The sequence below is a fragment of the Thiohalophilus thiocyanatoxydans genome (genome assembly GCF_004366735.1).
GTDB classification, from domain to species: domain Bacteria; phylum Pseudomonadota; class Gammaproteobacteria; order UBA6429; family Thiohalophilaceae; genus Thiohalophilus; species Thiohalophilus thiocyanatoxydans.
In genome coordinates this window covers 44,122-65,771 of the sequence record NZ_SOQX01000005.1, presented here as the reverse complement: position 1 = coordinate 65,771, position 21,650 = coordinate 44,122, and the positions used below count along the sequence as shown (strand labels likewise).

27 protein-coding genes are annotated in these 21,650 nt (G+C 56.7%); 12 read left to right on the top strand and 15 right to left on the bottom strand.

The annotated features are described in order from the left end of the window. Positions 1-22 precede the first annotated feature (22 nt). The 3 genes from EDC23_RS09865 to EDC23_RS09855 all read right to left on the bottom strand — a co-directional run bounded on the left by EDC23_RS09865 (position 23) and on the right by EDC23_RS09855 (position 1,888). The gene (locus EDC23_RS09865) at positions 23-283 is read right to left on the bottom strand and encodes a glutaredoxin domain-containing protein (RefSeq protein WP_134084071.1); all 261 of its coding nucleotides are present in this window, start codon (positions 281-283) and stop codon (positions 23-25) included. A 17-nt stretch (positions 284-300) separates the two neighbouring features. Further along, positions 301-1,029 carry a PP2C family protein-serine/threonine phosphatase gene (locus tag EDC23_RS09860; RefSeq protein WP_166668827.1) on the bottom strand — a complete coding sequence of 243 codons (729 nt, stop codon included), beginning with the start codon at positions 1,027-1,029 and terminating at the stop codon, positions 301-303. Between the two features lie 115 nt (positions 1,030-1,144). Then, a complete protein-coding gene (locus tag EDC23_RS09855; RefSeq protein ID WP_134084067.1) occupies positions 1,145-1,888 on the bottom strand; it encodes a protein kinase domain-containing protein in 744 nt (247 codons plus the stop codon). Between the two features lie 240 nt (positions 1,889-2,128). Here EDC23_RS09855 and EDC23_RS09850 point away from each other — a divergent pair, with 240 nt between their 5' ends. The 5 genes from EDC23_RS09850 (at position 2,129) to EDC23_RS09830 (ending at position 5,729) form a co-directional block, all read left to right on the top strand. Next, positions 2,129-2,335, top strand: a complete 207-nt coding sequence (locus EDC23_RS09850; RefSeq protein ID WP_134084065.1) for a cold-shock protein — start codon at positions 2,129-2,131, stop codon at positions 2,333-2,335. 17 nt (positions 2,336-2,352) lie between these two features. Continuing rightward, positions 2,353-2,712 carry a hypothetical protein gene (locus EDC23_RS09845; RefSeq protein WP_134084063.1) on the top strand — a complete coding sequence of 120 codons (360 nt, stop codon included), beginning with the start codon at positions 2,353-2,355 and terminating at the stop codon, positions 2,710-2,712. Positions 2,713-2,775: 63 nt separating this feature from the next. After that, positions 2,776-3,579, top strand: a complete 804-nt coding sequence (locus EDC23_RS09840) for a DUF1207 domain-containing protein (protein ID WP_166668826.1) — start codon at positions 2,776-2,778, stop codon at positions 3,577-3,579. Between the two features lie 133 nt (positions 3,580-3,712). Further along, positions 3,713-4,912 (top strand): NnrS family protein, encoded by a 1,200-nt coding sequence (locus EDC23_RS09835; RefSeq protein WP_134084059.1) that lies wholly within the window; start codon positions 3,713-3,715, stop codon positions 4,910-4,912. Between the two features lie 28 nt (positions 4,913-4,940). Continuing rightward, complete coding sequence (locus EDC23_RS09830) at positions 4,941-5,729, top strand: dienelactone hydrolase family protein (protein ID WP_134084057.1); 789 nt, start codon at positions 4,941-4,943, stop codon at positions 5,727-5,729. 130 nt (positions 5,730-5,859) lie between these two features. Here the strand turns inward: EDC23_RS09830 and EDC23_RS09825 are convergent, their stop codons facing one another. The 6 genes from EDC23_RS09825 to EDC23_RS09800 all read right to left on the bottom strand — a co-directional run bounded on the left by EDC23_RS09825 (position 5,860) and on the right by EDC23_RS09800 (position 11,313). Further along, on the bottom strand, positions 5,860-7,128 hold the full coding sequence (locus EDC23_RS09825) for a TlpA disulfide reductase family protein (protein WP_134084054.1): 1,269 nt from the start codon (positions 7,126-7,128) through the stop codon (positions 5,860-5,862). A gap of 58 nt (positions 7,129-7,186) precedes the next feature. Then, positions 7,187-7,687, bottom strand: coding sequence for a DUF2452 domain-containing protein (locus EDC23_RS09820; RefSeq protein WP_134084052.1), 501 nt, complete (start codon positions 7,685-7,687; stop codon positions 7,187-7,189). 68 nt (positions 7,688-7,755) lie between these two features. After that, positions 7,756-8,781: a phosphate/phosphite/phosphonate ABC transporter substrate-binding protein gene (locus EDC23_RS09815; protein WP_134084050.1), complete on the bottom strand. Its 1,026-nt coding sequence runs from the start codon at positions 8,779-8,781 to the stop codon at positions 7,756-7,758. Positions 8,782-9,041: 260 nt separating this feature from the next. After that, entirely contained in the window at positions 9,042-9,239 is a 198-nt protein-coding gene (locus EDC23_RS09810; protein ID WP_134084048.1) for a lysophospholipid acyltransferase family protein, read from the bottom strand. A 265-nt stretch (positions 9,240-9,504) separates the two neighbouring features. Next, entirely contained in the window at positions 9,505-10,161 is a 657-nt protein-coding gene (locus EDC23_RS09805) for a 4'-phosphopantetheinyl transferase family protein (protein WP_134084046.1), read from the bottom strand. Between the two features lie 264 nt (positions 10,162-10,425). Beyond that, entirely contained in the window at positions 10,426-11,313 is an 888-nt protein-coding gene (locus tag EDC23_RS09800; protein WP_134084044.1) for a LysR family transcriptional regulator, read from the bottom strand. A 117-nt stretch (positions 11,314-11,430) separates the two neighbouring features. Here EDC23_RS09800 and EDC23_RS09795 point away from each other — a divergent pair, with 117 nt between their 5' ends. From EDC23_RS09795 to EDC23_RS09785, 3 genes are all read left to right on the top strand, one after another. Continuing rightward, the gene (locus EDC23_RS09795) at positions 11,431-11,799 is read left to right on the top strand and encodes a DoxX family protein (RefSeq protein ID WP_134084042.1); all 369 of its coding nucleotides are present in this window, start codon (positions 11,431-11,433) and stop codon (positions 11,797-11,799) included. Between the two features lie 82 nt (positions 11,800-11,881). Next, positions 11,882-12,862 (top strand): glutathione S-transferase family protein, encoded by a 981-nt coding sequence (locus tag EDC23_RS09790; RefSeq protein ID WP_134084040.1) that lies wholly within the window; start codon positions 11,882-11,884, stop codon positions 12,860-12,862. Next, positions 12,859-13,599 carry a pirin family protein gene (locus tag EDC23_RS09785; protein ID WP_134084038.1) on the top strand — a complete coding sequence of 247 codons (741 nt, stop codon included), beginning with the start codon at positions 12,859-12,861 and terminating at the stop codon, positions 13,597-13,599. The genes EDC23_RS09790 and EDC23_RS09785 overlap by 4 nt, the downstream gene beginning before the upstream one ends. Before the next feature lie 51 nt (positions 13,600-13,650). Here EDC23_RS09785 and EDC23_RS09780 read toward each other — a convergent pair whose 3' ends face one another. Beyond that, entirely contained in the window at positions 13,651-14,226 is a 576-nt protein-coding gene (locus EDC23_RS09780) for a hypothetical protein (protein WP_134084036.1), read from the bottom strand. 367 nt (positions 14,227-14,593) lie between these two features. Here EDC23_RS09780 and EDC23_RS09775 point away from each other — a divergent pair, with 367 nt between their 5' ends. After that, entirely contained in the window at positions 14,594-16,054 is a 1,461-nt protein-coding gene (locus EDC23_RS09775) for a GGDEF domain-containing protein (RefSeq protein ID WP_134084034.1), read from the top strand. A 44-nt stretch (positions 16,055-16,098) separates the two neighbouring features. On the opposite strand, the gene EDC23_RS09770 is transcribed toward EDC23_RS09775, so the two are convergent. Continuing rightward, entirely contained in the window at positions 16,099-16,800 is a 702-nt protein-coding gene (locus tag EDC23_RS09770) for a hypothetical protein (protein WP_134084032.1), read from the bottom strand. Between the two features lie 167 nt (positions 16,801-16,967). On the opposite strand from EDC23_RS09770, the gene EDC23_RS09765 reads away from it, so the two are divergent. Continuing rightward, positions 16,968-17,657, top strand: coding sequence for an MgtC/SapB family protein (locus EDC23_RS09765; RefSeq protein ID WP_134084030.1), 690 nt, complete (start codon positions 16,968-16,970; stop codon positions 17,655-17,657). Between the two features lie 95 nt (positions 17,658-17,752). Here the strand turns inward: EDC23_RS09765 and mutH are convergent, their stop codons facing one another. From mutH to moaC, 3 genes are all read right to left on the bottom strand, one after another. Further along, a complete protein-coding gene (gene mutH / locus EDC23_RS09760) occupies positions 17,753-18,436 on the bottom strand; it encodes a DNA mismatch repair endonuclease MutH (RefSeq protein ID WP_134084028.1) in 684 nt (227 codons plus the stop codon). Positions 18,437-18,476: 40 nt separating this feature from the next. Beyond that, the gene (locus EDC23_RS09755; protein ID WP_134084026.1) at positions 18,477-19,475 is read right to left on the bottom strand and encodes a tetratricopeptide repeat protein; all 999 of its coding nucleotides are present in this window, start codon (positions 19,473-19,475) and stop codon (positions 18,477-18,479) included. Positions 19,476-19,608: 133 nt separating this feature from the next. Continuing rightward, entirely contained in the window at positions 19,609-20,091 is a 483-nt protein-coding gene (gene moaC, locus EDC23_RS09750) for a cyclic pyranopterin monophosphate synthase MoaC (RefSeq protein WP_134084024.1), read from the bottom strand. A gap of 103 nt (positions 20,092-20,194) precedes the next feature. On the opposite strand from moaC, the gene moaD reads away from it, so the two are divergent. Both moaD and EDC23_RS09740 read left to right on the top strand, forming a co-directional pair. Next, a complete protein-coding gene (gene moaD, locus EDC23_RS09745) occupies positions 20,195-20,428 on the top strand; it encodes a molybdopterin converting factor subunit 1 (protein ID WP_134084022.1) in 234 nt (77 codons plus the stop codon). Positions 20,429-20,430: 2 nt separating this feature from the next. After that, positions 20,431-20,868, top strand: coding sequence for a molybdenum cofactor biosynthesis protein MoaE (locus EDC23_RS09740; RefSeq protein WP_134084020.1), 438 nt, complete (start codon positions 20,431-20,433; stop codon positions 20,866-20,868). 224 nt (positions 20,869-21,092) lie between these two features. On the opposite strand, the gene EDC23_RS09735 is transcribed toward EDC23_RS09740, so the two are convergent. Further along, positions 21,093-21,650, bottom strand: coding sequence for a metallophosphoesterase family protein (locus tag EDC23_RS09735; protein ID WP_134084018.1), 558 nt, complete (start codon positions 21,648-21,650; stop codon positions 21,093-21,095).

Below are 21,650 nucleotides of genomic sequence, written 5' to 3'. Positions count from 1 at the left end.
GCATGTTAACCCCCTGAAGCGGTTATTGGTGCTCCACCAGTTCGTTCAGCTCGCCGTCCATATGCATTTCCGTCAGCTCGGTAAAACCGCCGATCCATTTGCCGTCGACCGCGATCTGGGGCACGCTCCGTGCATGGTTGGTCAAATCGAGCATCTCCTTGAGTTTGTCCCGCTCCATATCTACCCGGACCTCATCAAACGGAATCCGCCATTTGTTCAGTAGTTTCTTGGTGTTGTCGCAAATCGGACAATTACCGGTGCTGTAAATAGTAACGCGTGCCATAGTTAATCAAAACCTCGTTATTGCCGGGGTGTCGGACGATACAGAATAAAACTCAAGTCGTCAGGGTGACAGGGCTGGGCGTTATCCCGGCATGCCATGCGGTGATGCGCAAGTTCCACCAGACGACGGGCGGCAGAGCGCAGTGGACCCTTGCGAATCAGCGCGACGATCTCTTCGTAGTACAAATTGTCGAACAGGCCGTCACTGGCCAGCAACAGGGTATCACGGGGTGCCAGGGTGATCAGCGAACCCAGGGAGATATTCATGTCCTCGGCTCCCACGACATTGGAGATCAGGTGACGCTCTTCATGGTGTATCGCCTCTTCCTCGTTGAGCAGGCCCGCTTCCACGGCATACCCCACCGGTGAGTGGGAGACAGTGAACAGCTTTTGTTTGCCGCGCTGACCGGTGACGATAATCATCGAATCTCCGACATGGTAGGGCCGCAACCGGTTTGCCTGGATTTCGACCACGGCCAGCGTGGTCGCTGACCCGGCGCCGTTGTCCCTGATTTGGTGGTTGGCGCGATCAAAACCTTCCAGGATCGCTTCACGGGGTGTGCGGTCAGTGCGTTCCAGTGAATGGGCCAGGGCCTGGATGGCGATTTCCGAGGCGGTGGCGCCGCCGGGCTGGCCGCCGAGGCCGTCAGCCACCATCAGTACCGAGGTGTCCGGGGCAATATCCACCAGTGCCAGGCTGTCTTCGTTGACTGTCTCCTTGTCCGGTGAGCGATGGGTGTAGCACACCACCTCCCCGTTACCCAGTCTGACGTTTTGCGGGCTCTCGAAGTCCTGTTTGCTGAAAAGCTGTGTTGCCGTCAGAGCCAGGCTCCTTTAATCATGTAGTTATGGATGGCCATGATCAGCTCCAGCGCATGGTTTCAAGGTGCTGGCGCAGTTGTCCGGCCGATTTGAATTTTTTCAGAATCAGGCTGCGCTTGAGGCCGTTGATGATGTACTTGATTTCGGGCGGCTGACGGGCATAGTGCTTTTGACCACCGAGCGCCTCGTAAAACACATGAATCATATCGACGGTATCCATGCGGATATGTTCCCGGGTCGGGGCGCCGAGGTGGAACAGATCCACCAGCTTGAGATCGAAGCGCAGGCCGAAGCCTTCCACGATGATGTTGTCCGAGTGCAGATCGCCGTGGTATTCGCCCAGCGCATGGATGCACTCCATTCCCGAAGCCAGCGCATGCAGCAGATGAACCGCCTCGAAAGGGGGCAGGCGTTTGCCGGGATGGCGCTGGATAAACTGGCTGAGCAGATCGCCCTCGACATACTCCGAGATCAGCAGGGTCACCGGCTCGCCCTGGACGGTGATGGTGTCCTGGTGGCTGTACTGGATGACGATCGGGCAGTGGCGCAGCTTGTGCAGTTTAGTGGCATAGAAGTGGGTATTTTTGTCACGCAGATTGCGCTGCGGGAAGAACAGCTTGGCGGTGCGCTCGATGCCGGTGGCCAGCTCGCGGATCAGATAGACCTCGCCTTCCCAGCCGGCGCCCAGCTGCCGGATGACCTCGTATTTGCGTGCCAGCACCCGTCCGGGGGCCAGATTGAAGGCGTCAATTTTCCGGGTCTTTTTTGCGGGTTTTGCGGGCATGCCTGGATAAGTCTCTGTTTTTATTTCCCGTCAGACGATTTTATATATTACGGTTTGTTAATAATCCAGTGATTTGTGCCGCATGGGCGGAAAAATTCTATCAGTATATTTATTCATAAAATACTTGGTCTATACTTTAGGACACGCTTTGTCCGGGGGGAAGGGCAAGCCTGTTGACGCTGCATTTTCCCGTATGACGGATAAAAACGGCAGTACACAAGAAGCAGAGGTTGGAGGAAAATGGTGAACGGTACAGTAAAATGGTTTAACAATTCCAAGGGCTACGGTTTTATTCAGGCAGAAGAAGGTGGGGAGGATGTTTTCGTCCATTACTCGGCCATCAGTGCCGAAGGGTACAAAACCCTCAAGGAGGGACAACCGGTCTCCTTTGATGCCGAGCGAGGTCCCAAGGGGCTGCATGCCACCAATGTTGTTCCGTCCGCGTAGCGCCCGGGCAGCCAGAGGTGAGCCGAACCCGGGTAGAACTGAATGGCAAGTCGGTTGAGGTGCATCTGTCCGGGGCCGCCGAGCGGGCCCTGGTACAGCGCCCCCGGCCCTTGCTGGCGGAGATGGAACTCTATTTCAGTTGTCTGATCCGTTACAAGGTTCGTTTCCACGAGCAGGCCGGTAGCACTGGCGTCACGGTCAATGACAAATTGCAGCTGCGTTTTCGGCCGGTCATGACGGCCCGGTGCGGTAATGACTATGAAGGTGATGAGCCGCCGCTGACCGATTTTCCCATTGAGAAGCCGGCGGCTTTTACCCCGCATTGGTTGCACATCGATTATCGACATGGACAATGGCAGGGTGAGTTCGGTTATTAAGCCGTGTGTTGCATGACCTGCAGGTTATTATCCTTCCTTTCGATTCCCTCGAGCGCCTTGTTGTTGAGCCTTTCGCTGGTACAACCGGTTCTGGCGGACGAGGTGATCCTGTTCCCGGAGCAGCAGATCTATCCGGTAAACCTGGCCGATCCGCGGCGCATCCAGTTCTCCGCCAAAACACTCTATTTTGATCGCACCAGTATCGACCAGGGCGGTGACCGTCGTTTCGATCTCAAGCTGGGCGGTCGCCTCGGTCTGTTGCACGTATCACGCGACAAGGATGACCAGCTGGGCTGGTTGCTGAGTCTGGATGCAGGATTTCATGGCCAGTTTGATATTACATCCAGCCAGGACAACATCGGCTGGGACGGGAGTTATGCGCTGATGCTCTCCTATCGGCCCGATCCGCGCATGGCATTCAAGCTCGGCGTCCATCATCTCTCCGCCCATCTTGGTGATGAGTATATCGAGCGTACCGGACGTACCCGGCTCAGCTACACCCGGGAAGAGTTGCAGGCAGGGATGAATCTGTCGTTGACTGATAACCTGCAATGGTATGTCGAGACGGGATGGGCCTATGTTCGACTCAACACCCAGGCGCAGAAACCCTGGCGTGCGCAGAGCGGTCTGCAATACCGCTCGGATAAGTCACGAGACCGGTTGCAGTGGTATGCGGGCCTGAATCTCGGTGGTAGTGAAGAACGGGACTGGCAAAAAGATATTACCTTCCAGTTCGGCTGGCTGATTCCGACCCGGAGCCGTACCTGGCGGGTCGGATTCGAGGCGTATGACGGTAAAGCGCAGCTGGGCGAGTTTTTTCAGGATGACGAGCGTTATATCGGTCTGGGTCTATGGCTGGATATATGATAATTCGTTAAGGTCACCTTGATGTGCATCAAACCCGAACGGTAAGGATGTGGTCAGGATCAGTATTTCATTTTCCGCTTCGCTAGCAGGTATGCCGGAATCTTATTGTCCGGAATAAAGCAGGGGAATATCCATGTCGCTAAACCTCGATAATCAACAGACCGGCGGCCCGTCTTCTGCCTTTGCATTATGGCAACTCGGGTTCCGGCCATTTTTTCTGCTTGGCGGCCTGGCGGCCGTTATTCTGATGGTCCATTGGCTGCTGATTTATCTTGGCTATATGACGGCTCCCTATTTCGCCAACCCCGCTTTCTGGCACAGCCATGAGCTGTTGTTCGGGTATACCGTGGCCGTGATCGCCGGCTTTCTGCTGACCGCGGTTAAAAACTGGACCGGCACACCGACTCCGATACATTTGCCCCTGATGCTGCTGGCACTGGTCTGGCTCGCGGGACGGGTGGTGATTGCGACAGGGGATGTTTTGCCGCCCATGCTGGTGCTGGTGGTCGATGTCGCCTTCCTGCCCTTGCTGGCGCTGGCCATTGCCGTGCCGTTACTCAAGGCGCGTCAATATCCCAATCTGCTGATCTTTGTCGGGGTGCTCGGGTTGATGACGCTGGCCAATCTGTTGTCTCATCTGGATCACGGTGTCGTTCGCTCCCTGACCGGCTCCGGTATTCAGCTGATGGTTTTTCTGGTTATGTTACTGATTGCCATTATGGCCGGTCGGGTCCTGCCGTTTTTTACTGAAACCGGTCTGGGCGGAATCAAGCTGAAGCGCTATCCCTGGCTGGATCGGCTCGCCATTCTCGCCTTGCTCGGTTATGCCCTGGTGGAGCTGTTCAGCCTGGGTGAGCAGGCGAGCATATTGCTGGCGGGGCTGGCTTTTCTGAGTCATGCCGCGCGCTGGCTGAGCTGGCAGCATCCCGGGCTCTGGCGCGTGCCGATGCTCTGGGTGTTGCATCTGGCTTATGCGTGGCTGGTATTAAGTCTGCTGTTTGGCCTGCTGGCACACCTCGACTGGGTTCCGGCCGTGGTCGAGGTGCACGCCTTTACCGTCGGTGCCCTGGGGATGATGACCCTGGGTATGATGGCACGGGTCAGTCAGGGACACAGTGGCCGAACGATCGGCGCATCGCGCCTGACCGTTCTGGCGTTTGTCTGTTTATTGCTGGCGGCGATTGTCCGGGTTGTCGGTGGTATCTTTGCCGGAGGCGGCTATAGTGACAGTATTGTGTGGTCGGCCACACTCTGGCTGGTTGCATTTGTGCTGTTTGTGATTGAGTATGCGCCTGTACTCATCAAGCCGCGGGTCGACGGCAGACCCGGGTAAAAACTGACAAAAATACAAGGAGCGAATGATGAAGCGGATGATTTTTTTATTGACGAGTCTGCTGCTGGTCAGTTCGTTGGCGTCGGCGGCGATTAAAACCGAAACGGTGACCTACCGCGATAACGGCACCGAGATGAAAGGCTATATGGCCTATGACGACAGCATCGAAGGAGAGCGCCCGGGGGTTCTCGTGGTCCATGAATGGTGGGGACATAACGAATACCCCCGTGAGCGGGCCCGCATGCTGGCCGAAGAAGGTTATATAGCGTTTGCACTGGATATGTATGGTGACGGCAAAACTGCCAGTCATCCGGATGATGCCGGCAAGTTCGCCGGTGCGGTGCGTGAAAATATGGAAGTCGCCGAATCCCGGTTTCATGCGGCGCTTCGGGAATTGAGAGACCATCCCCTGAGTGAAGACGATAATATTGCCGCCATTGGCTACTGTTTTGGCGGTGGCATCGTGCTGGAGATGGCGCGCCGGGGTATGGATATTGATGGTGTGGCCAGTTTTCACGGCACCCTGGGAACGCAGAGCCCGGCGGGCGAGGGCGATATCAAAACCCGGATCCGGGTTTATCATGGCGCCGACGATCCCTTCGTCAAGCCTGAAGCCGTTGAAGCGTTCAAGCAGGAGATGAACAAGGCCGGCGTGGACTATGAATTTACGGCCTATCCCGGTGCCAAGCACGCTTTCACCAACCCCGGCGCCACCGAGCTGGGTGAGAAATTCGAGCTGCCTCTGGCCTACGATGAGCAGGCGGACAAAAAATCCTGGCAATCGATGCTTGAGTTCTTCGAGGAAATCTTCGACTAACCGTTGTTCGTCGAAAGGCAGGAACAATAAACCATCCGCAATTGCACGCAAATTAAACCGAACCGGACTACCGGTTAAAATTTGCGTGCAGTTGCGTTTATTAGCGGGCTCCGATTTCCCGGCTTGCTAATTACGGTGTTTCCCTGATCAGTTGCCGCAGGGCGTCAATGACCTGCGGATCGTCCCATTCAATTGCCGCATTAACGCCATAACGAATCCTGCCCTCGGCATCGATGACATAGGTCGATGGAAAAGCGATTACCTGCCAGCGGTCCGCCTCGGTGCCGTCCTGATCAATTAAGACCGGGAAGTTGACTTCCACTTCCTGCAGAAATTCCTTGACCTCGTCAGCCCGCTGGGCGTAGTTGACCGAGATCAGTTCAAAGTTTTCACTGTCGAACTGTTCGCGCAAGCGGTTCAGCGAAGGGATCTCCTCCACACAGGGGGGGCACCAGGTAGCCCAGAAGTTGATAACCCGGACCTTGCCGGTGTAGTCGTCAATGAGATGCTGCCTGCCGTTGGCGTCTTCCAGATCCAGCACCGGCGGGGACCAGTCGCCACGAAATGGTTTGAGGCCGATGTCCAGACCAAGCTGCTCGTCCCCCCTCACCGGCGTTTCCTCGGGCAGGGCCGCGACCTTCTCCGGTTTTGGCAGCTTGTCCAGCAGATGAATGGCGCGAACAATTCGCGCCGGTGCCTGCTGCAGATGAGCGAGCGTCGCCTGGGCCTTGTCTTCTTCATAAAAAAGCGAGGTGGCGCCGGGCATCATTTGCACGAACACCTGACTGCCACCGGTACGCAATGCCGCGATCAGATCATCAAGTTGCCCGCGGTTACCGTTGCGCGCGCTTTGCAGAATCATCAGCGGCATGTTGCTGGCGTAGGTTTCAGGCACGTACTGGGGTGGCAGGCCCAGTGACGGAATCCCCTGATGGGTGTCGGGCGAGAACAAAATGGCCCCGATCAGGGCCGGATCGCCGGGGTGGTCTTGTTGCCAGGCGCGCATGCCGCGCAGGGCCGGAATCGCTCCATAGGAGTTACTGAGCAGCACGACGGGTTTACCGCTGCGGCGCTGGGCCCGTTCAATCAGGCTGCCGACCAGCGCGGGGTCAATCTCGCGGATACTGGCCGAGCCGCGAGGTAAAAACAGATTCTCCAGCAGATCCACCTGCCAGGACTCGATGCCCTGCTGTTGCAAAGCGCGGGCGACCTGATCATGGCGCTCACCAAACCCGTTGTCCGGGGCAAGCCACAGGGCCAGCACTTCGCCCTCGGCGGGATAGTGGCGTAGCTCGAACTCCTCATCCTGGACATCCAGGGTCAGCGTTGCCGGATCCGCGGCGAGCGGCGACGCTGTCGCAAGGAGCAGCAGGGCAATCAGCTTCACGTGCAGCGACACAGGGTATTCCTCTCAGGGATGTTTTAACCAGACAGGGAAAGGCGGGATTCGTTCGGCGTCAGAGTCCGTGACCTTCCAGCAGCCGTTTAACCAGTTCACGGGTGTCGTCGTTGTCGTGTTCGTTGACCGTGGCCATATCGGTCCAGGACATGTCGGCCTCCAGACGATAGGAACCGACATATTCGTTGGGTGGCTGGCCCCGCCAGTCATCGGGCGAGAGCATGGAGAACCAGGTCCGCCCGTCGGGCTTGCGGTAAAGATGATAGATATGCCCCGGCTGGCGCTGGAAATTGCAGGCTGCCTGATGCAGTTGTTGATCCTTCTGCGTGTCTTCGAGGACCTGGCGGGCCTCTTCCTGCAGATGGCGGATCTGATCGGCGATCACATTCAACTTGGAACTGACACGGGTGTTGATCATCTTGTCCGCTTCGCTGATCTGCTTGGCCAGATCCACCAGCTCGAATGCGGGCGCCAGTCGGCTGACCGGATAGGGGGCGGAGCGATCCTCACCCTGATGCAGTTCACCGGAATATTTTTTCGTCTCGTCGTCGTTTGTCATAGCGCGATATGTTGTTGAAACCGCGCCTATTGTAACAGCTTGGGAGGAGGCGGCAAAAAAACCGGATTTCAGGTACGTGCGCTGCGTGGCGGTGATCCGCCCAGCAGACGCAGCAACAACCAGACAAGGAGTGTGATACCCAGACTCATCAACAGGCTGTGCCAGTTTTGCTGCACCCAGAGATGGGCGACACTCAACTGGCGTTCGACCACATGTTGAGTCAGGCTTTTGTCCAGCAGTGGGCGCACGGCCTGATAACGGGCGGATTCGACCCAGCCGGCATACTCACCGGCCTGTCCGGCCGGGTGCCCGGCCGGCATGGCCAGCAGCGCCTCGGTGACGGCGCTGCGCAGGGGTGCCGAGGTGTCCGGCAGGGCGCCCAGCGGCCACTGGGGATAGAGTGTGCCGCTGTAGTGGAACGGGAATCCCGGCGTCTCTTTCCCCTCAAGAATCCGTACGGCCTGCGGCGTGATGCGACCCTCACGTAAAAAACGGTCAAAATCGCGGGCGGCCATGGCGCCTCCGGGGTAGTCGCCGGCCATGACGCCCTGCAACACGCCTTCCGCGCTGCCGGCAAAATCTACCCGGGAGAAGGCGCTGTCCGGATCCTGTTGACGGTGGAGCAGTTCCAGCTTCACCAGTTGCCAGGCGCTGTAGTCCTGTTCCCGGGTGCTGACAAACGGTGTTCGGGTGAAATCGGTGAGGCTGTCAAGCCCGGTATTATCCGCCCGGGTGAAGATGACCGTGGCGGCATGGCGGTGTATCTGCCCCCGATCCTGTTGTGCACGGGAGACGAGCTGGACCAGTCCGGCCTGTTGCTCCAGGCGGACGAATGAGGCGGGGTGGGTCAGGATGAGATCAAACTTGCCCCGTTGTGCATCCTGTTCCAACTCGGCCAGCTTCCGGTAGGGCAGCATCTGAAAGCGCTTTTCGGGGATACGGGATTGCAGGTAATCTGCGGTGGGTTGCCAGCGATAGATTCCCCTCTCGAAACCCGCCGGACTGAATACGCCAATCTTGATGACATCGCCGGCCAGGGCCGGGTGACTCAGCAGGAACAGGGCGGCGAGGGTGATGGCGTGGGGGATTCGCATGTTTCTGATTATAGGGAGCCGGCAGCCAGAGGCGGGCAACCGGCCCGGGATCTGTGACTGTGGTCACTGAGATAGTTTGCAGCACATCGCACAGGCCCAGAATCGGTGCAACGTGCTCAATATTTGCAGGTTGAATTTGTGACGCAGTTCCAGGATGCCGAGCGTATGCCGGAAACCCGCGGGATGTCGTGTTCAGGACCCGGCAGCGACGTCGGCAAAGGTCCTGTGCCGCGTCAGGTACGCAATCATTGTTCGGGGGCCTATTTCTCCAGAGCGTGCAGTGTCTGTTGCATCGGTTCCAGTTCGCTCATGCCGATCTGGCGTTCGATATGGCATGGCTCGCCCACTGCGATGACTATACGGGCAGAAGGTTTGGGAATAATAAAAACGATCCCGGAAAGCGAGCAGGCAGTAGCGGCTGCTGTTCGGGAGATTGGCAGGATGGGAGCACCGCTCATTTGTGAGAGGATGCCAGTAACAGGGAATCACCGGGTTGTGTCGGCAAACAGGTACAGCAGACGACGGCGCAGTTTCATAACGATTTAGCGTGACAGGGGGATGCCAGCCAGTATAACGGCTTGTGGTGCGGCAACGCTATTGTGGCAGAACAGTCCGCAAATGGACGCCAATAGCCGCGATTAATTGGCTTGGCCAGAATAACGAAGAAACGGTGAGCCAACCTCTGGTTTATACACGTTAATTTATATTGGCGTGTATTGGCGTTTATTTGCGGACTTGATACGGATCGACTTTCTCGATCTCGAGTCGGGTTGTCGGGCAATCGGTGGCGATGTGGCCGGCGTAGCCGTCGGCCAGGTGCAGCGGGGTCAGGTACCAGGTTTTATCGGCGAAGCGGCCCTGATCGTTCAGCAGCTCGACCTCGCGCAGGCGGACGATGCCTTCCTGGCCATGGGCCTTGATGATTGCTTCCTTTTGCGTCCAGAAATCGAAGAAACGCGCCGGTTCGTTCTCGCACTGCTGTGCCTCATTCCCGTTGAGATACTTGTGAATGACATCGCTTTTCAGCGGCCGGATCCGCTCCACATCGATACCGAGTCGAGCGTCGCGCAGCGCGGCGGCGCACACCAGGTTACCCGAATGGCTGATATTGAAATCAGCGGGAAAGGCAGAACCGGATTTGTGTGGGCTATTGAAATCGACCGCTGCCAGAGTGAAATCGGCAAAACCGAGCTGGTGCATGGCCTGTTCCACCAGTCGCCAGCCCAGTGTTGACTGGACGCGGTTGGCATGGTGCTGGTGTTTGCGGATCTGTGCCTGCTTGCGTTCTGGCAGTTGTCCGAGCCATGCCGCCAGCGTCTCCGGGTCGATTTTTGCCGGATCGAGGTTGATATAGAGCAGGCGGATTTCAGATTCGCGCATAGTCAATAACCAGAATTATTCCCGATAAAATTCTCAAGCAGGTCAATGAAGGCCGCAGCAGAGGACGCTAAATGCCTCCCGGGGCTGGCCGAACCCTGCGACATTAACACGCCATCCGAATCATTTGAGCGGATTGGCGGATTACTTTCCAAACAGGGTGCTCTCTGCCGGCTGATCTCCAGCCGTCGCAAGATCCACCGTTATCCGGCGGCCAACCATCCCGATTATCTCAAACACATTCTGGAACCGGGCGGTGAAACCGGATTACCAGAGGCTGACCTGTCGGCGTATCAGATCGCTCAGCAGTTGCGTGGCGGGCCCGGGGTGTTCCTGGCCGAAGGCCAGATAAAGGTGGGTGCGGTAGATTTGTCCGCTAGTCAGCGGCAGGGGAAGTAACTGACCCTTTTGCAGCTCGGCCTGAATCTGATGCCGGGGCAGCCAGCCGTAACCCAGTCCGTGGTGAATCGTGGTCACGGCCGTATCGATACTGCTGACGGTCCAGCGGTGCTCGGCGCCCAGCCAGCCAAAGTCACGCGGCGATTGCTGCCCCGAGTCCTTGACCACCACCTGCATCTCCCTTTCCAGGTCGGCCATCTTCAGTTTGCGTTCGAGCCTGTGCAGAGGGTGATCGGGGTGAGCCACGGCCACAAATTCAATTTCCAGCAGCGGATCGGCCAGGCTGGCCGACGGCAGCTCGGCCCCGATGATCAGATCCGCCTGACCCTGTTCCAGGGCATCCTGCGCCCCGGACAATACCACCTCTTCCAGCAGCACCCGGGTACCGCGATCCTGCGGCGCGAAGGCCTGCAGGGCGTCGAGTAACAGCGCCGAGGGGAAGGCCGCGTCCACCACCAGCCGGATCGCCGCCTCCCAGCCCTGTTCCAGGTGATGTGCCAGCTCTTCCAGGGCCACGGCCTCTGCCAGCAGTTGCCGGGCGCGGCCCAGCAGCGCCTCGCCCGCCCCGGTCAACTGCGCCTTGCGGCCGCGCACCTCCAGCAGGGACACCCCGAGCTGCATTTGTAACTGTTTGATCGCATAGCTGACGGAAGACTGGCTGCGATGCAGGGCCGCGGCGGCCTGGGCGTAACCGCCGTGGTCGACGATGGCCTGAAAAACTCGCCACTGATCCAGACTGATGTGAGGGGGGCGCATCGGCCAAATATATCAATAAATTAGATAAGAATGGACAGTTATTTGAACTTTTTTATCGATTAATTCGGGGCTATGTTTCACGCACTGGATAACTCAACGTGTGAGAGGAGAGAGCAAATGGACAAATATCAGACACTGGTTGGCCGGATTCTGCTGGCCCATATTTTTCTGCTTTCGGGCATCACCAAGATCAGCGGCTATGCCGGGACCCAGGGCTACATGGAATCGGTGGGCGTGCCGGGCATGTTGTTGCCGCTGGTTATTCTGCTGGAAATCGGCGGCGCGCTGGCGCTGATCGTCGGCTGGCAGACCCGCCTGGCGGCCTGGGCGCTGGCCGCGTTCTCGGTGGTCGCGGCGATCATTTTCCACAGCAACTTTGCCGATCAGATGCAGTCAATCCTGTTCATGAAAAACCTGGCCATGGCCGGTGGCCTGCTGGTGCTGGCGGCACACGGTGCGGGTGGATTGAGTCTGGACAAGCGGTAAAGACGCTGATCGTACGCGCAGTCGCTCCCGCCAGACTGGCGTGGCTGCGCCGCGATACCTGTGACACAACGAGGAGCCAACGATGAGTTTGATGATAAACGGTCAGTTACACGAGGACTGGCTCGATGCCGAAACCGAAGACGGCGAATTCGTGCGCCAGGATTCGCAGTTTCGCCACTGGGTGACGCCCGACGGTTCCCCGGGCCCGAGCGGCGAGGGCGGCTTTGCGGCCGAGCCGGGGCGCTATCACCTGTATGTCTCCTATGCCTGCCCCTGGGCGCACCGCACACTAATCTTCCGCAAGCTGAAAAAACTGGAGGATATTATCAGCGTCTCGGTCGTCCATCCGCACATGGGGCCGAAGGGCTGGGACTTTCGGGATTATCCCGATGCGACCGGTGACACGCTGTATGGCTATGACTATATGCATCAGTTGTATACCCGGGCCGATCCGCACTACAGCGGTATCGTGACCGTGCCGGCATTGTGGGACAAACAGCACGAGACCATTGTCAACAATGAGTCGGCGGAAATTATTCGCATGTTCAACAGCGCCTTTGATGCGTGGGCGGACGACAGCGTGGACATGTATCCCGCGGCTTTGCGCGAGGCAATTGATGAGATCAACGAGGCAGTCTATGAGCCGGTCAATAACGGGGTTTATCGCACCGGCTTTGCCAGTACGCAGGAAGCCTATGAAAAAAACTTCGATACCCTGTTTGCCGCGCTGGATGAACTGGAGCAACGGCTGTCGAAACAACGTTATCTGCTCGGCAGCCAGCTGACCGAAGCCGACTGGCGCCTGTTTCCTACACTCCTGCGCTTTGACCCGGTCTATGTGGGCCATTTCAAATGCAATAAACAGCGCATCGCCGATTATCCGAACCTGTTCAACTATCTGCTTGAGCTGTACCAGATGCCGGGTATTGCCGACACAACCCGTTTCGAACATATCAAGCAACACTATTATTACAGTCATGTGGAGCTGAACCCGACCCGCATCGTGCCCAAGGGGCCGGTGCAGGATTTATTACAGCCACACAACCGTGGAGAACTGACATGAGTGCGCAATCCCTGTTTGTCACCGATGCCCTGTTGATGCAGGAAGGCGATGGCGCCGAGGTACAGCGGCTGTTTCCCATTGTGCGGCGCATGATGAACTTTGATCCTTTCGTCTTATGGGATCATTTTACCATCGAACCGGGCAATGGCTTTCCGACCCATCCCCATCGTGGTTTCGAGGCGATTACCTATATGTTCGAGGGCAGTATGCAGCACAAGGACAATCTGGGTAATGCGTCGACGGTAACGGCTGGTGGCGCGCAGCGGTTTACCGCCGGGCGCGGCATCGAGCATTCGGAAATGCCGGCGGCCGAAGGGCAGAGCAGCGGGATTCAGTTATGGATTAACCTGCCGCAGCGCCTCAAGCAGATCGAACCCGGTTATCAACAGGTCGACAGGGATCAGGTTCCGGTGGAGCAAAAAGAGGATGCCCGGATACGGGTGATCGTCGGTGAATCATCCCCCATGAAACTCTCAACCGATATACGTTATTACGATGTCAGTTTGCCGGGCGGCGGGATTTACACAGAAAATGTACCGCAGGATTTTCGTGGACTACTTTACCTGATGCACGGTGCAATCGAAATCAATGGTCATGAACTGAACCCGGGACAGGCACTGTTCTTTGAGACAGAGAAAACGCTGGGGGTGAAAGGGCAGGCCGAGAGCCGTTTTATGCTGGTTATGGGACAGCCTCACGGCGAACCGATTCGCCAGTGGGGACCCTACGTGGACTGAGGTCGAAACAGGCGTGGCAAATGCCCGGACCTTTTATGTTGGGCCGCAGGGTTATTGAGCGGCACTTTGTTTCTCTTCCAGATGCTCAGGCAACTTCAGGGTAAAGGTGTTACCCAGGGCTCTTCGGATCGGGTCAATCGTGACCTGGTTGGCATCATAAGGGTCTTCCCACTGACTGCAAGCCAGTCGGTAGACATTCGCTTGTTGTTCGGAGTGCAGGAACATCTCCGTGGTCGGAGTTACATGGGCGGGGCCGCCACCGCCATCTGCAAGGATATCGAGCACTGCGCCAGCCGATGCAACGCGGATGGAAGTCAGGGCATAGTCCTGCCAGCGTACGACCTTGTGGATTATGAAGGTGTCGGGCTGGATGATTTTCTCGTTTTCCTGGAACTCAAGCGTCTCGAATTTGCAGTGCGGGTAATAACGATCCAGCTCGTGCTGCGCCATCCGCTCGCCCTCCTGAAACCAGAGGCTGAGCTTGCCGGGCGGGATGGACAACGGTTCGTTAAGTATCAGCCGGGACTCGGCCGGTACCGGGGTGAGTGGCGAGTCGGTAGAAAAGGACGGGGCCTGGCAGGCGGCAATGAGCCCCGGTACAAGAAAAGCGAGGAAAATTTTATACATGGTGACCTCCAGACAGGGGAACTGGTTAAGGGGGAACCCGTGGAGTCGACCTGTCAGGTATATCAGTTCCGATCGGGGTCCTGTTACATTCTCAAATTGTTATAACCCATAATTAATCAAGAAGTTTATAAATTTTACCTAAGTCTCTGTATCAGAATGCCTCGGGGAGTCGCCTGACTTTGAATCCAGGCGGGGTCGGGACGCTTGCATGAGCTGGGGGCATAGGATAATGTCAAATGAAATAGTTTGGCTTGGCTGACTACACTGTTCCCCTGCGGCCGGTGTTGCCATGAGTCAAAATGGCAAGCCAATAATGCCAGGCAACTGCCATCAAGATATAACAACAGCCGTCACATAAGGAAAGGTGATGTCAGAATCTGATAACAAGGCCGTCCCCGATGCGCTGGAAGATTCTCGGCGTAATGATTCCAAAGCCCCCGTTTCTTCCTCTGCCATTCCTCATATTTTGAACCTGCTGGATGATTTGAAGTCCTCCTCATCCGGCAATGTGATCTATCAGTACGTTGAACGCATGTTGACCACGATGGACCAGGAGCATGGGGAGCGGGACAGAGTCCTGCGCTTCTGGTTGCGTTCATTACTGGATGTTTATGCCAAACATCTGAGCCCGGGAAGCGCCATGCATGTGCATGTCAAGTTGTCGCAGAAACAATTGCAAATGCCGCATACCAGTCATGAACTGCAAGATATTCAAAGGCATATTGATTTGTATGCCAGGCACATTTCGCGCATGGAGGGAATCGATGAGGCCGTATTGCGCCGGGCACTGGAGCCGATACTTTCATACTACAGTGATGATACTTATCCTGGGATGAAGGAAAACGAGCAAATCCCTCAGGAAGAGGGCGAGAGTGTCGCTTCGGGTCATGAAACTCAACGGGAACTGATCCGAAGTCTGATAGAGGAGCTGCTGCCGCACAATGATCAGGAAACGGAACAAAAACTGGCCTCCAAATATCGTAAGTATCTTAATACGCAGCATAGAGAGGCCGAGAAAGTTCAGGCTAAATTGATGCAGCATATCCAGGAAACTATTGATGAGAACAAGCAGTTCGGGGATATGCTGGAAAATGTCAAGTTGGGGCTGGTGGAGGCGCAGGAAATTGATGATATAAAGCTGTTACGCCAGAGCCTGATGGAAGATGTCGAAAAGCTTGGTGGAACCTATCAAGCCCTGCTCAGCAAGCTGAATGACGCCAAAACATATCTCAAGTTGATCGAAAAAGACAGTCAGAATCTGAGTGAAGAGCTGGCCAGAGTACGCTTGCTTAGCATGACCGACGAACTTACCGATTTACCCAACCGACGGGCCCTGATGCGACGCCTCGAGGACGAAATGAGCCGTTCCCAGCGTTACGGGTTTCAGTTGAGTCTGGCGCTGCTGGATCTTGATTCATTCAAGGACCTTAATGATGAATACGGCCATGCGGTTGGTGATGCGGTATTAACCTGTTACGCAGAACGGATTCTGTCGACCTTCCGTCATCATGATATGGTCTCACGTTATGGCGGCGAGGAGTTCGCGGTAATTCTGCCTAACACCGATCTCGAAGGCGCATTGTCCGCGTTGCATAAAGTGCAAAGAGAGGCGAGGTCAACGACCTGTCATTGCGGCGATGTCGATGTGCCGGCACCAACATTTTCCGCCGGTGTGGCGATGCTGCATGAAGCTGACAATCCCGAGTCATTACTGAAACGGGCGGATGAGGCCATGTACGAAGCCAAGCGCCTGGGCCGTAACCAGATCGTACTGGATAGACAGGATCAGCTAAGAGCGCATGATACGGGCAATTCGTCAATTAAGTGATGTCAACGGATGAATAGAGCATGCTGTTTCGCGTGACAGCGGCTTTAGTGTACTGGCAGTTTTTCTCGCACGGCTTCCCGATCAAACCACCAGTCATCCTGTACCAGCACATCAATAACCATCGACAGGCGTGGTAGAAACGCCTTCGGATCCTCTAGCTCCAGCTTCTTGAGCCACATATCCATCTGCTCCTGACTCTCCACGTTACTATGACGCCGGGCGACATCAGCCAGGATTTTCGAAGTCAGAAAGGTCAGGCTTTCATGCTTGTCTTCGGGGGCGCGAAGATCCGCAATATAATGCGAGGTTATGGCGGCCACGGCGGCGCCGTCCGCATCGGCGGGAGTTTCATCGATAATATGGTTTAGCATGGTAATCGTGGTTTGCGGCATAATCGGAAAAGTAACCGCCAGCCAGACACCCTGGCCCAGAGCAGAGAGTGATGCAGGCTGTTCGCACTGAAACAGGACGTTGTATGTTTCCACTGCATCCTGCCAGGCTTCCTCATTCAGAAATGTATCAATGATATCCCGGCCCTCCTGCCAGGCTTCATCCTTGCGTTCCAGCGCGAGCAACAGTTCGGCGACATCCAGCCGGGCGCGTGCCCGATCTATTGCTGGAGCATCTTCGGGCAACTCAGCTACATGCTGCTGATGCAGCTGAAGCTGCTCCTCCAGTGACATTTCGGGGTGAGCAGCCTGGGCCTTGTTGCCGAACATGGCCTCATCAATCTCAAAGTCGCTCATCACTAACCCCCGTGCAATCGTTGTGTGTATATGCCATATTAAGGGCGATATTATAATGACTATTCGTCGATTTTTACAGGTGCTTGCGCGCGTCCGGATACCGGATCGGGTTGTCGAACACGGGCATGACACCAGTCTATAACCCGTAATCAGGAAGGGATTTATATATGCAGGATTATTTACCCATGGTCAGTCGACTGCTGGTGGCATTGGTTATCGGCAGTGCTATCGGACTGGAGCGGGCCTTTCACGGGCGGCCCGCGGGGCTGCGTACCCACGCACTGGTGTCCACGTCTTCCTGTTTGTTGATGTTGTTAACGGTCTATCAATGGGATTTGCTGGCCGGAGTGCCGGTGGAAACCATTCGGGTGGATCCCACGCGTATGGCCCAGGGGATTATGACCGGGATCGGCTTTCTGGGAGCCGGGGTGATTATGAAGGAGAAACTGACGGTTCGCGGCCTGACCACGGCGGCTTCTATCTGGATGACCGCCGCCATTGGCATTATGGTCGGCATGGGGTTCTATAGTGCGAGCCTGCTGACTACCCTGATTGCCTTGATCGTTCTGGGTCTGTTTGGCTGGAGTGAAAGAGTCATGCCGAACCGCCATTTTGCCAGCTTGTCAATTCGGTATAACCGCGATGAAGGCCTCTCTCGCACGCGATTGATTGAGATACTCAAGGAACACAAGATTACCTGTGCCAATATGAGCTATCACATGTATGAAAAAGACAGGATGGGTGAGTACAAGCTGACCATGTTTACCCTCAACCCCGAAAACTTTCACACCCTGTCGGAGTCCCTGCAGCAAACCGGCCAGGTGCGGGAGTTCAACCTGTTTCCTTCCGGAGGCTAGTGGCCGGGACTCGCTGCATCGACAAACAGGGTTTTCAGGGTTCAGCGAGAGACGGTTACGGGTGAGCGGGCTTTACAAAAGACGAGTCTCTTGAATCAGCCGGCATAATGTTGTTCGAGAATCTGGCGGGTGAAGTCGGTACGCAGATAAAAACCGCGCGGCAGAATCCGGCACAGATTCCCCTCACTGTCATGGGCTTCAGTGAGTACACGCGAATGGGCGGCCTTGGGACGGATTTGCAAATAGCGGCCGTGGCGGGCGGATAACTCTTCCCAGCGGCCCAGACAAACAAGCTCCATCAACTCTTCCCAGTCATCCCGTAACATCGCTTCCTGGCCGGGACTTGGCGACCAGAGCAGGGCGTTACCAATACAGCGCTGCGCCAACGGCAGTCGGGGATCGGCTTCAATCGGGATCCATAACACTCGCTGCAATTTCAGACGCAGCCAGGAACGCTCCCAGCGCAGCTGGTTGGTCTCGTTCATGGGGACCGTACAGACGTAGGTGGACTCGCGCGGGAGGCCATTGGCGTTCAGTGGCAGGCTTTTGAGTTCCACGCCCAGTTGCTGAAAATCGGGTTCGGGCAGGGAGGCCGCACTGGCGCCCAGGGCCCGTTCCAGTAACTGGCCAATCCAGCCCTTGGCATGGCGTTGTTCGGCGGGCACCGGCTCGCCGAGTTGTTCGGCCAGTTCGGCAAACCGCTGGCCGGCGATCGCGCGTGCGCGTTCCAGAAGCGCCTGCTCACTGTCCGGTGGTGTAGTGTAAGCGGAGCGTGACATGCCCGCTATTGTAAATCCCCGAATCCGTTTCAGCCAGGTATTACTGGCTAGTGAAACTAACCTGGCGGTACTGATCTTTTACACAACTGACAGTATCGCGACTTTCCAGTGTGCATTCCAGTTGATGGGGAGAGCTCTTTTGGCCGGGCTGGATGCCACTGTTGGTGGGTGTCCGGGCTTCCCCCTCGCCGTACACGTCTATCCGGGTGTTTTCCTGTTGTTCAACTTCCAGTACGTTGTTCACATAAGATATATGGAATTGTTTCTCGTTGAAGTTCGACAGGGTGGCCTCGGTATTGTAGGTGATGATTTGCGCGCCGGTACTGCGTTCCTGGGGGGTGGAGATGCATTTTATAATGTCGTCCTGTTCCCGGCACCGACTGATGTTGGAGGGCAGGTAAGCGGCGTAACGACCACTGCGTTGCCAGTTACCCTTTAAAATCGCAACAGTGGTCTCTGGTTGTGATTGTGGTTGTGGTTGCGGTTGCGGTGTACTAACCGCTGCGTTGCGGCGCTTTTTCTGCTTGAGCAGGGCCGACAGTTCTTCCACTTTGTCCTGTGCCGGATAGTACCCGCCGTTGGCGGCCTGGCGGTATAAACGAATTGCCTGCTCGAGATCCTTGTCGAATCCCGTGCCCAGTTCATGCATATTGGCAAGCTGATATCGGGCGCTGGCAATATCCTGATCAGCGGCCTTGCTCAACAGTTCGATCGCCTTGTTCAGATTGCGCTCAACACCGTTTCCTTCAACATACAGAATACCGAGCCGGGCCATGGAAAGCGCGTGGTTGGCCTCGGCCGCTTTGCCATACCATTCGGCGGCTTTTGGGATATTACGCTCGGTTCCCCGGCCCCGCTGGTATTTGAGTCCCACTTCATACATGGCCTGGAGTTTGCCTTTTTCGGCCTCCTCCAATACTTCCTTGAAGCGTTCGACCTGTAACCAGTCCGAACTGTTGGCCAGCGCGGGTTGCGGGGTGATCAGGGAGAAACCGAGCAGACTGAGGGACAGCAGTTGCCTGATCAGTGAACGACGCATGGCTCACCTCCTCCTGGTGTGATGGCGCTCTTTGTACTGTCGGCAGATAACCCCGCTATTTTAGTAATTTTATTCAATCGGCCCGAATACTGAATTACGGGCAGCGTATGGACGGGGAGTCCGGGAAGAACGATCAGGCCGTGTCTCGTTGCCAATGGCCTGATTTGCCACCCTTTTTTTCCAGCAGGCAAATGTTCTGCATCTGCATGCCTCGATCCACTGCCTTGCACATGTCATAGATGGTCAGCAGTGCAACCTGGGTGGCGGTCAGGGCTTCCATCTCCACACCGGTCTGACCCCGGGTTTCGACAATACTGCGACAGTGCACGCAGTTGTGTTGCGGATCGGGCGTCAGTTCCACTTCCACATGGGTCAGCATCAGCGGATGACACAGGGGGATCAGATCGGCAGTGCGTTTGGCGGCCATGATGCCGGCGATACGCGCGATGCCCAGTACATCGCCTTTTTTATGGCCGCCCTCGATAATCAGCTGCAGGGTGTCAGGCTGCATCTGGATCGCGCCGCCGGCCACTGCCTCGCGCAGGGTGACGGACTTTTCTCCCACATCGACCATGTGGGCGTCACCGTCCTGATTGAAATGGGTCAGTTCGCTCATAATATAATGATAGTAGAGTCTATCCGGTTGGGAGTGTGCCAAAATCCATGATAGGCTGCCTGCCCCGTTTGGGCAATCCCGCCCGCAATCCGGTACAGGAACGATGACGATCGAGGTGAAATTCTTTGCCAGCCTGCGTGAACAGCTGGGCCGTGGTGAGACCCGCCTGACGGCCGCAGGGCCGATGAGCGTGGCCGAGGTCTGGTCGCAGGCAACTGACAATGCCGAGATGCCGGCCAATGTGCTGATGGCGCTGAACATGGAATATGTGACCGCCGACACGACGGTCAACGATGGCGACGAAGTGGCTTTTTTCCCGCCGGTGACCGGAGGCTGACGATGCACAGTGAAATTCGCGAGCAACCGTTCGAGCCTTATGCCGAGCTGCTCAAATACCAGCAGGCCATGCACGCTGCCGGGCGTTACGGGGCGACCGCGGTCTTCGTTGGCAGCATGCGTGAGTTCAACGAGGATGAGACCGTTACGGCCATGGAGCTGGAACACTATCCCGGGATGACCGAAAAGTACCTGCACAACCTCGGCGAACAGGCCGCCGCCCGGTGGGATCTGATCAACAGCCTGATCCTCCACCGCGTCGGGCGGGTCAAACCCGATGACGCCATCGTCCTGGTGGCCGTCTGGTCCACGCACCGCAAGGACGCCTTCGAAGCCAGCCGTTACCTGATGGAAGAACTCAAATCCAGAGCCCCGTTCTGGAAAAAAGAACAGACCTCCGAGGGCCAACGCTGGGTCGAAAACAACACTGCCGGTTATTGACCGATATGGGGTGGTCGTCAGGGTAAGATTCTTTTTTCAAAACCTGTTATTTAACGCGGAGGTCGCAGAGCCGCGGAGTCGCAGAGATAAAAAAACAGTGTCTTGAAGAATGTTAATCGGCCTGAGCAGTCACCAAAACAAAACCTGTTTTTCCTCCGCGTCTTTGCGCCTCTGCGACCTCCGCGTTTTAATCCGGGGTTGAGCAGAGTCCGTGTTTGGCGGCTCTAGTCGTGCGGGGTGACGGAGACTTTGTTGACCTGGAGGCTTTCGCCCACCGGGACCGGCAGGATCTCGAATTCCAGAGTGTCCAGATTGCCCATGGCGTAGGTCGGCTCGGCACCGACGCCGCCGACGGTGCCGGGATTGACGTACAGGGTATGGCCCCCGCGGATGTTGACGATCGGTTCGATCAGGGCCCGATGATCGTGGCCGCAGCCGACGAGATCCCACTCGCCGGTGGTAGCCATGGCCCGGGCGTAGTGGGGATAGTGGACAATGAAGATCTTGCGCCCGGCCAGTTCGAGACCGGCGTCCTGGCCGTGATACTGGATCACACTGTCGGGATCGTGGGAGAGCCGCGCCATACTGTACATGTCGCCGGTGTTGTTGCCGTGAATCACATGGACCGGCAGGCCGATGGGATTGAGAATGCGCAGGGTGGTGGGGGCGACCACATCACCGCAGTGCAATACCGCTTCGGCACCGCGCTGTTTGGCATCTTCCACCGCCGCCTTGAGCAAAAAGCGGTTATCGTGGCTGTCCGAGACGATACAGACTTTCAT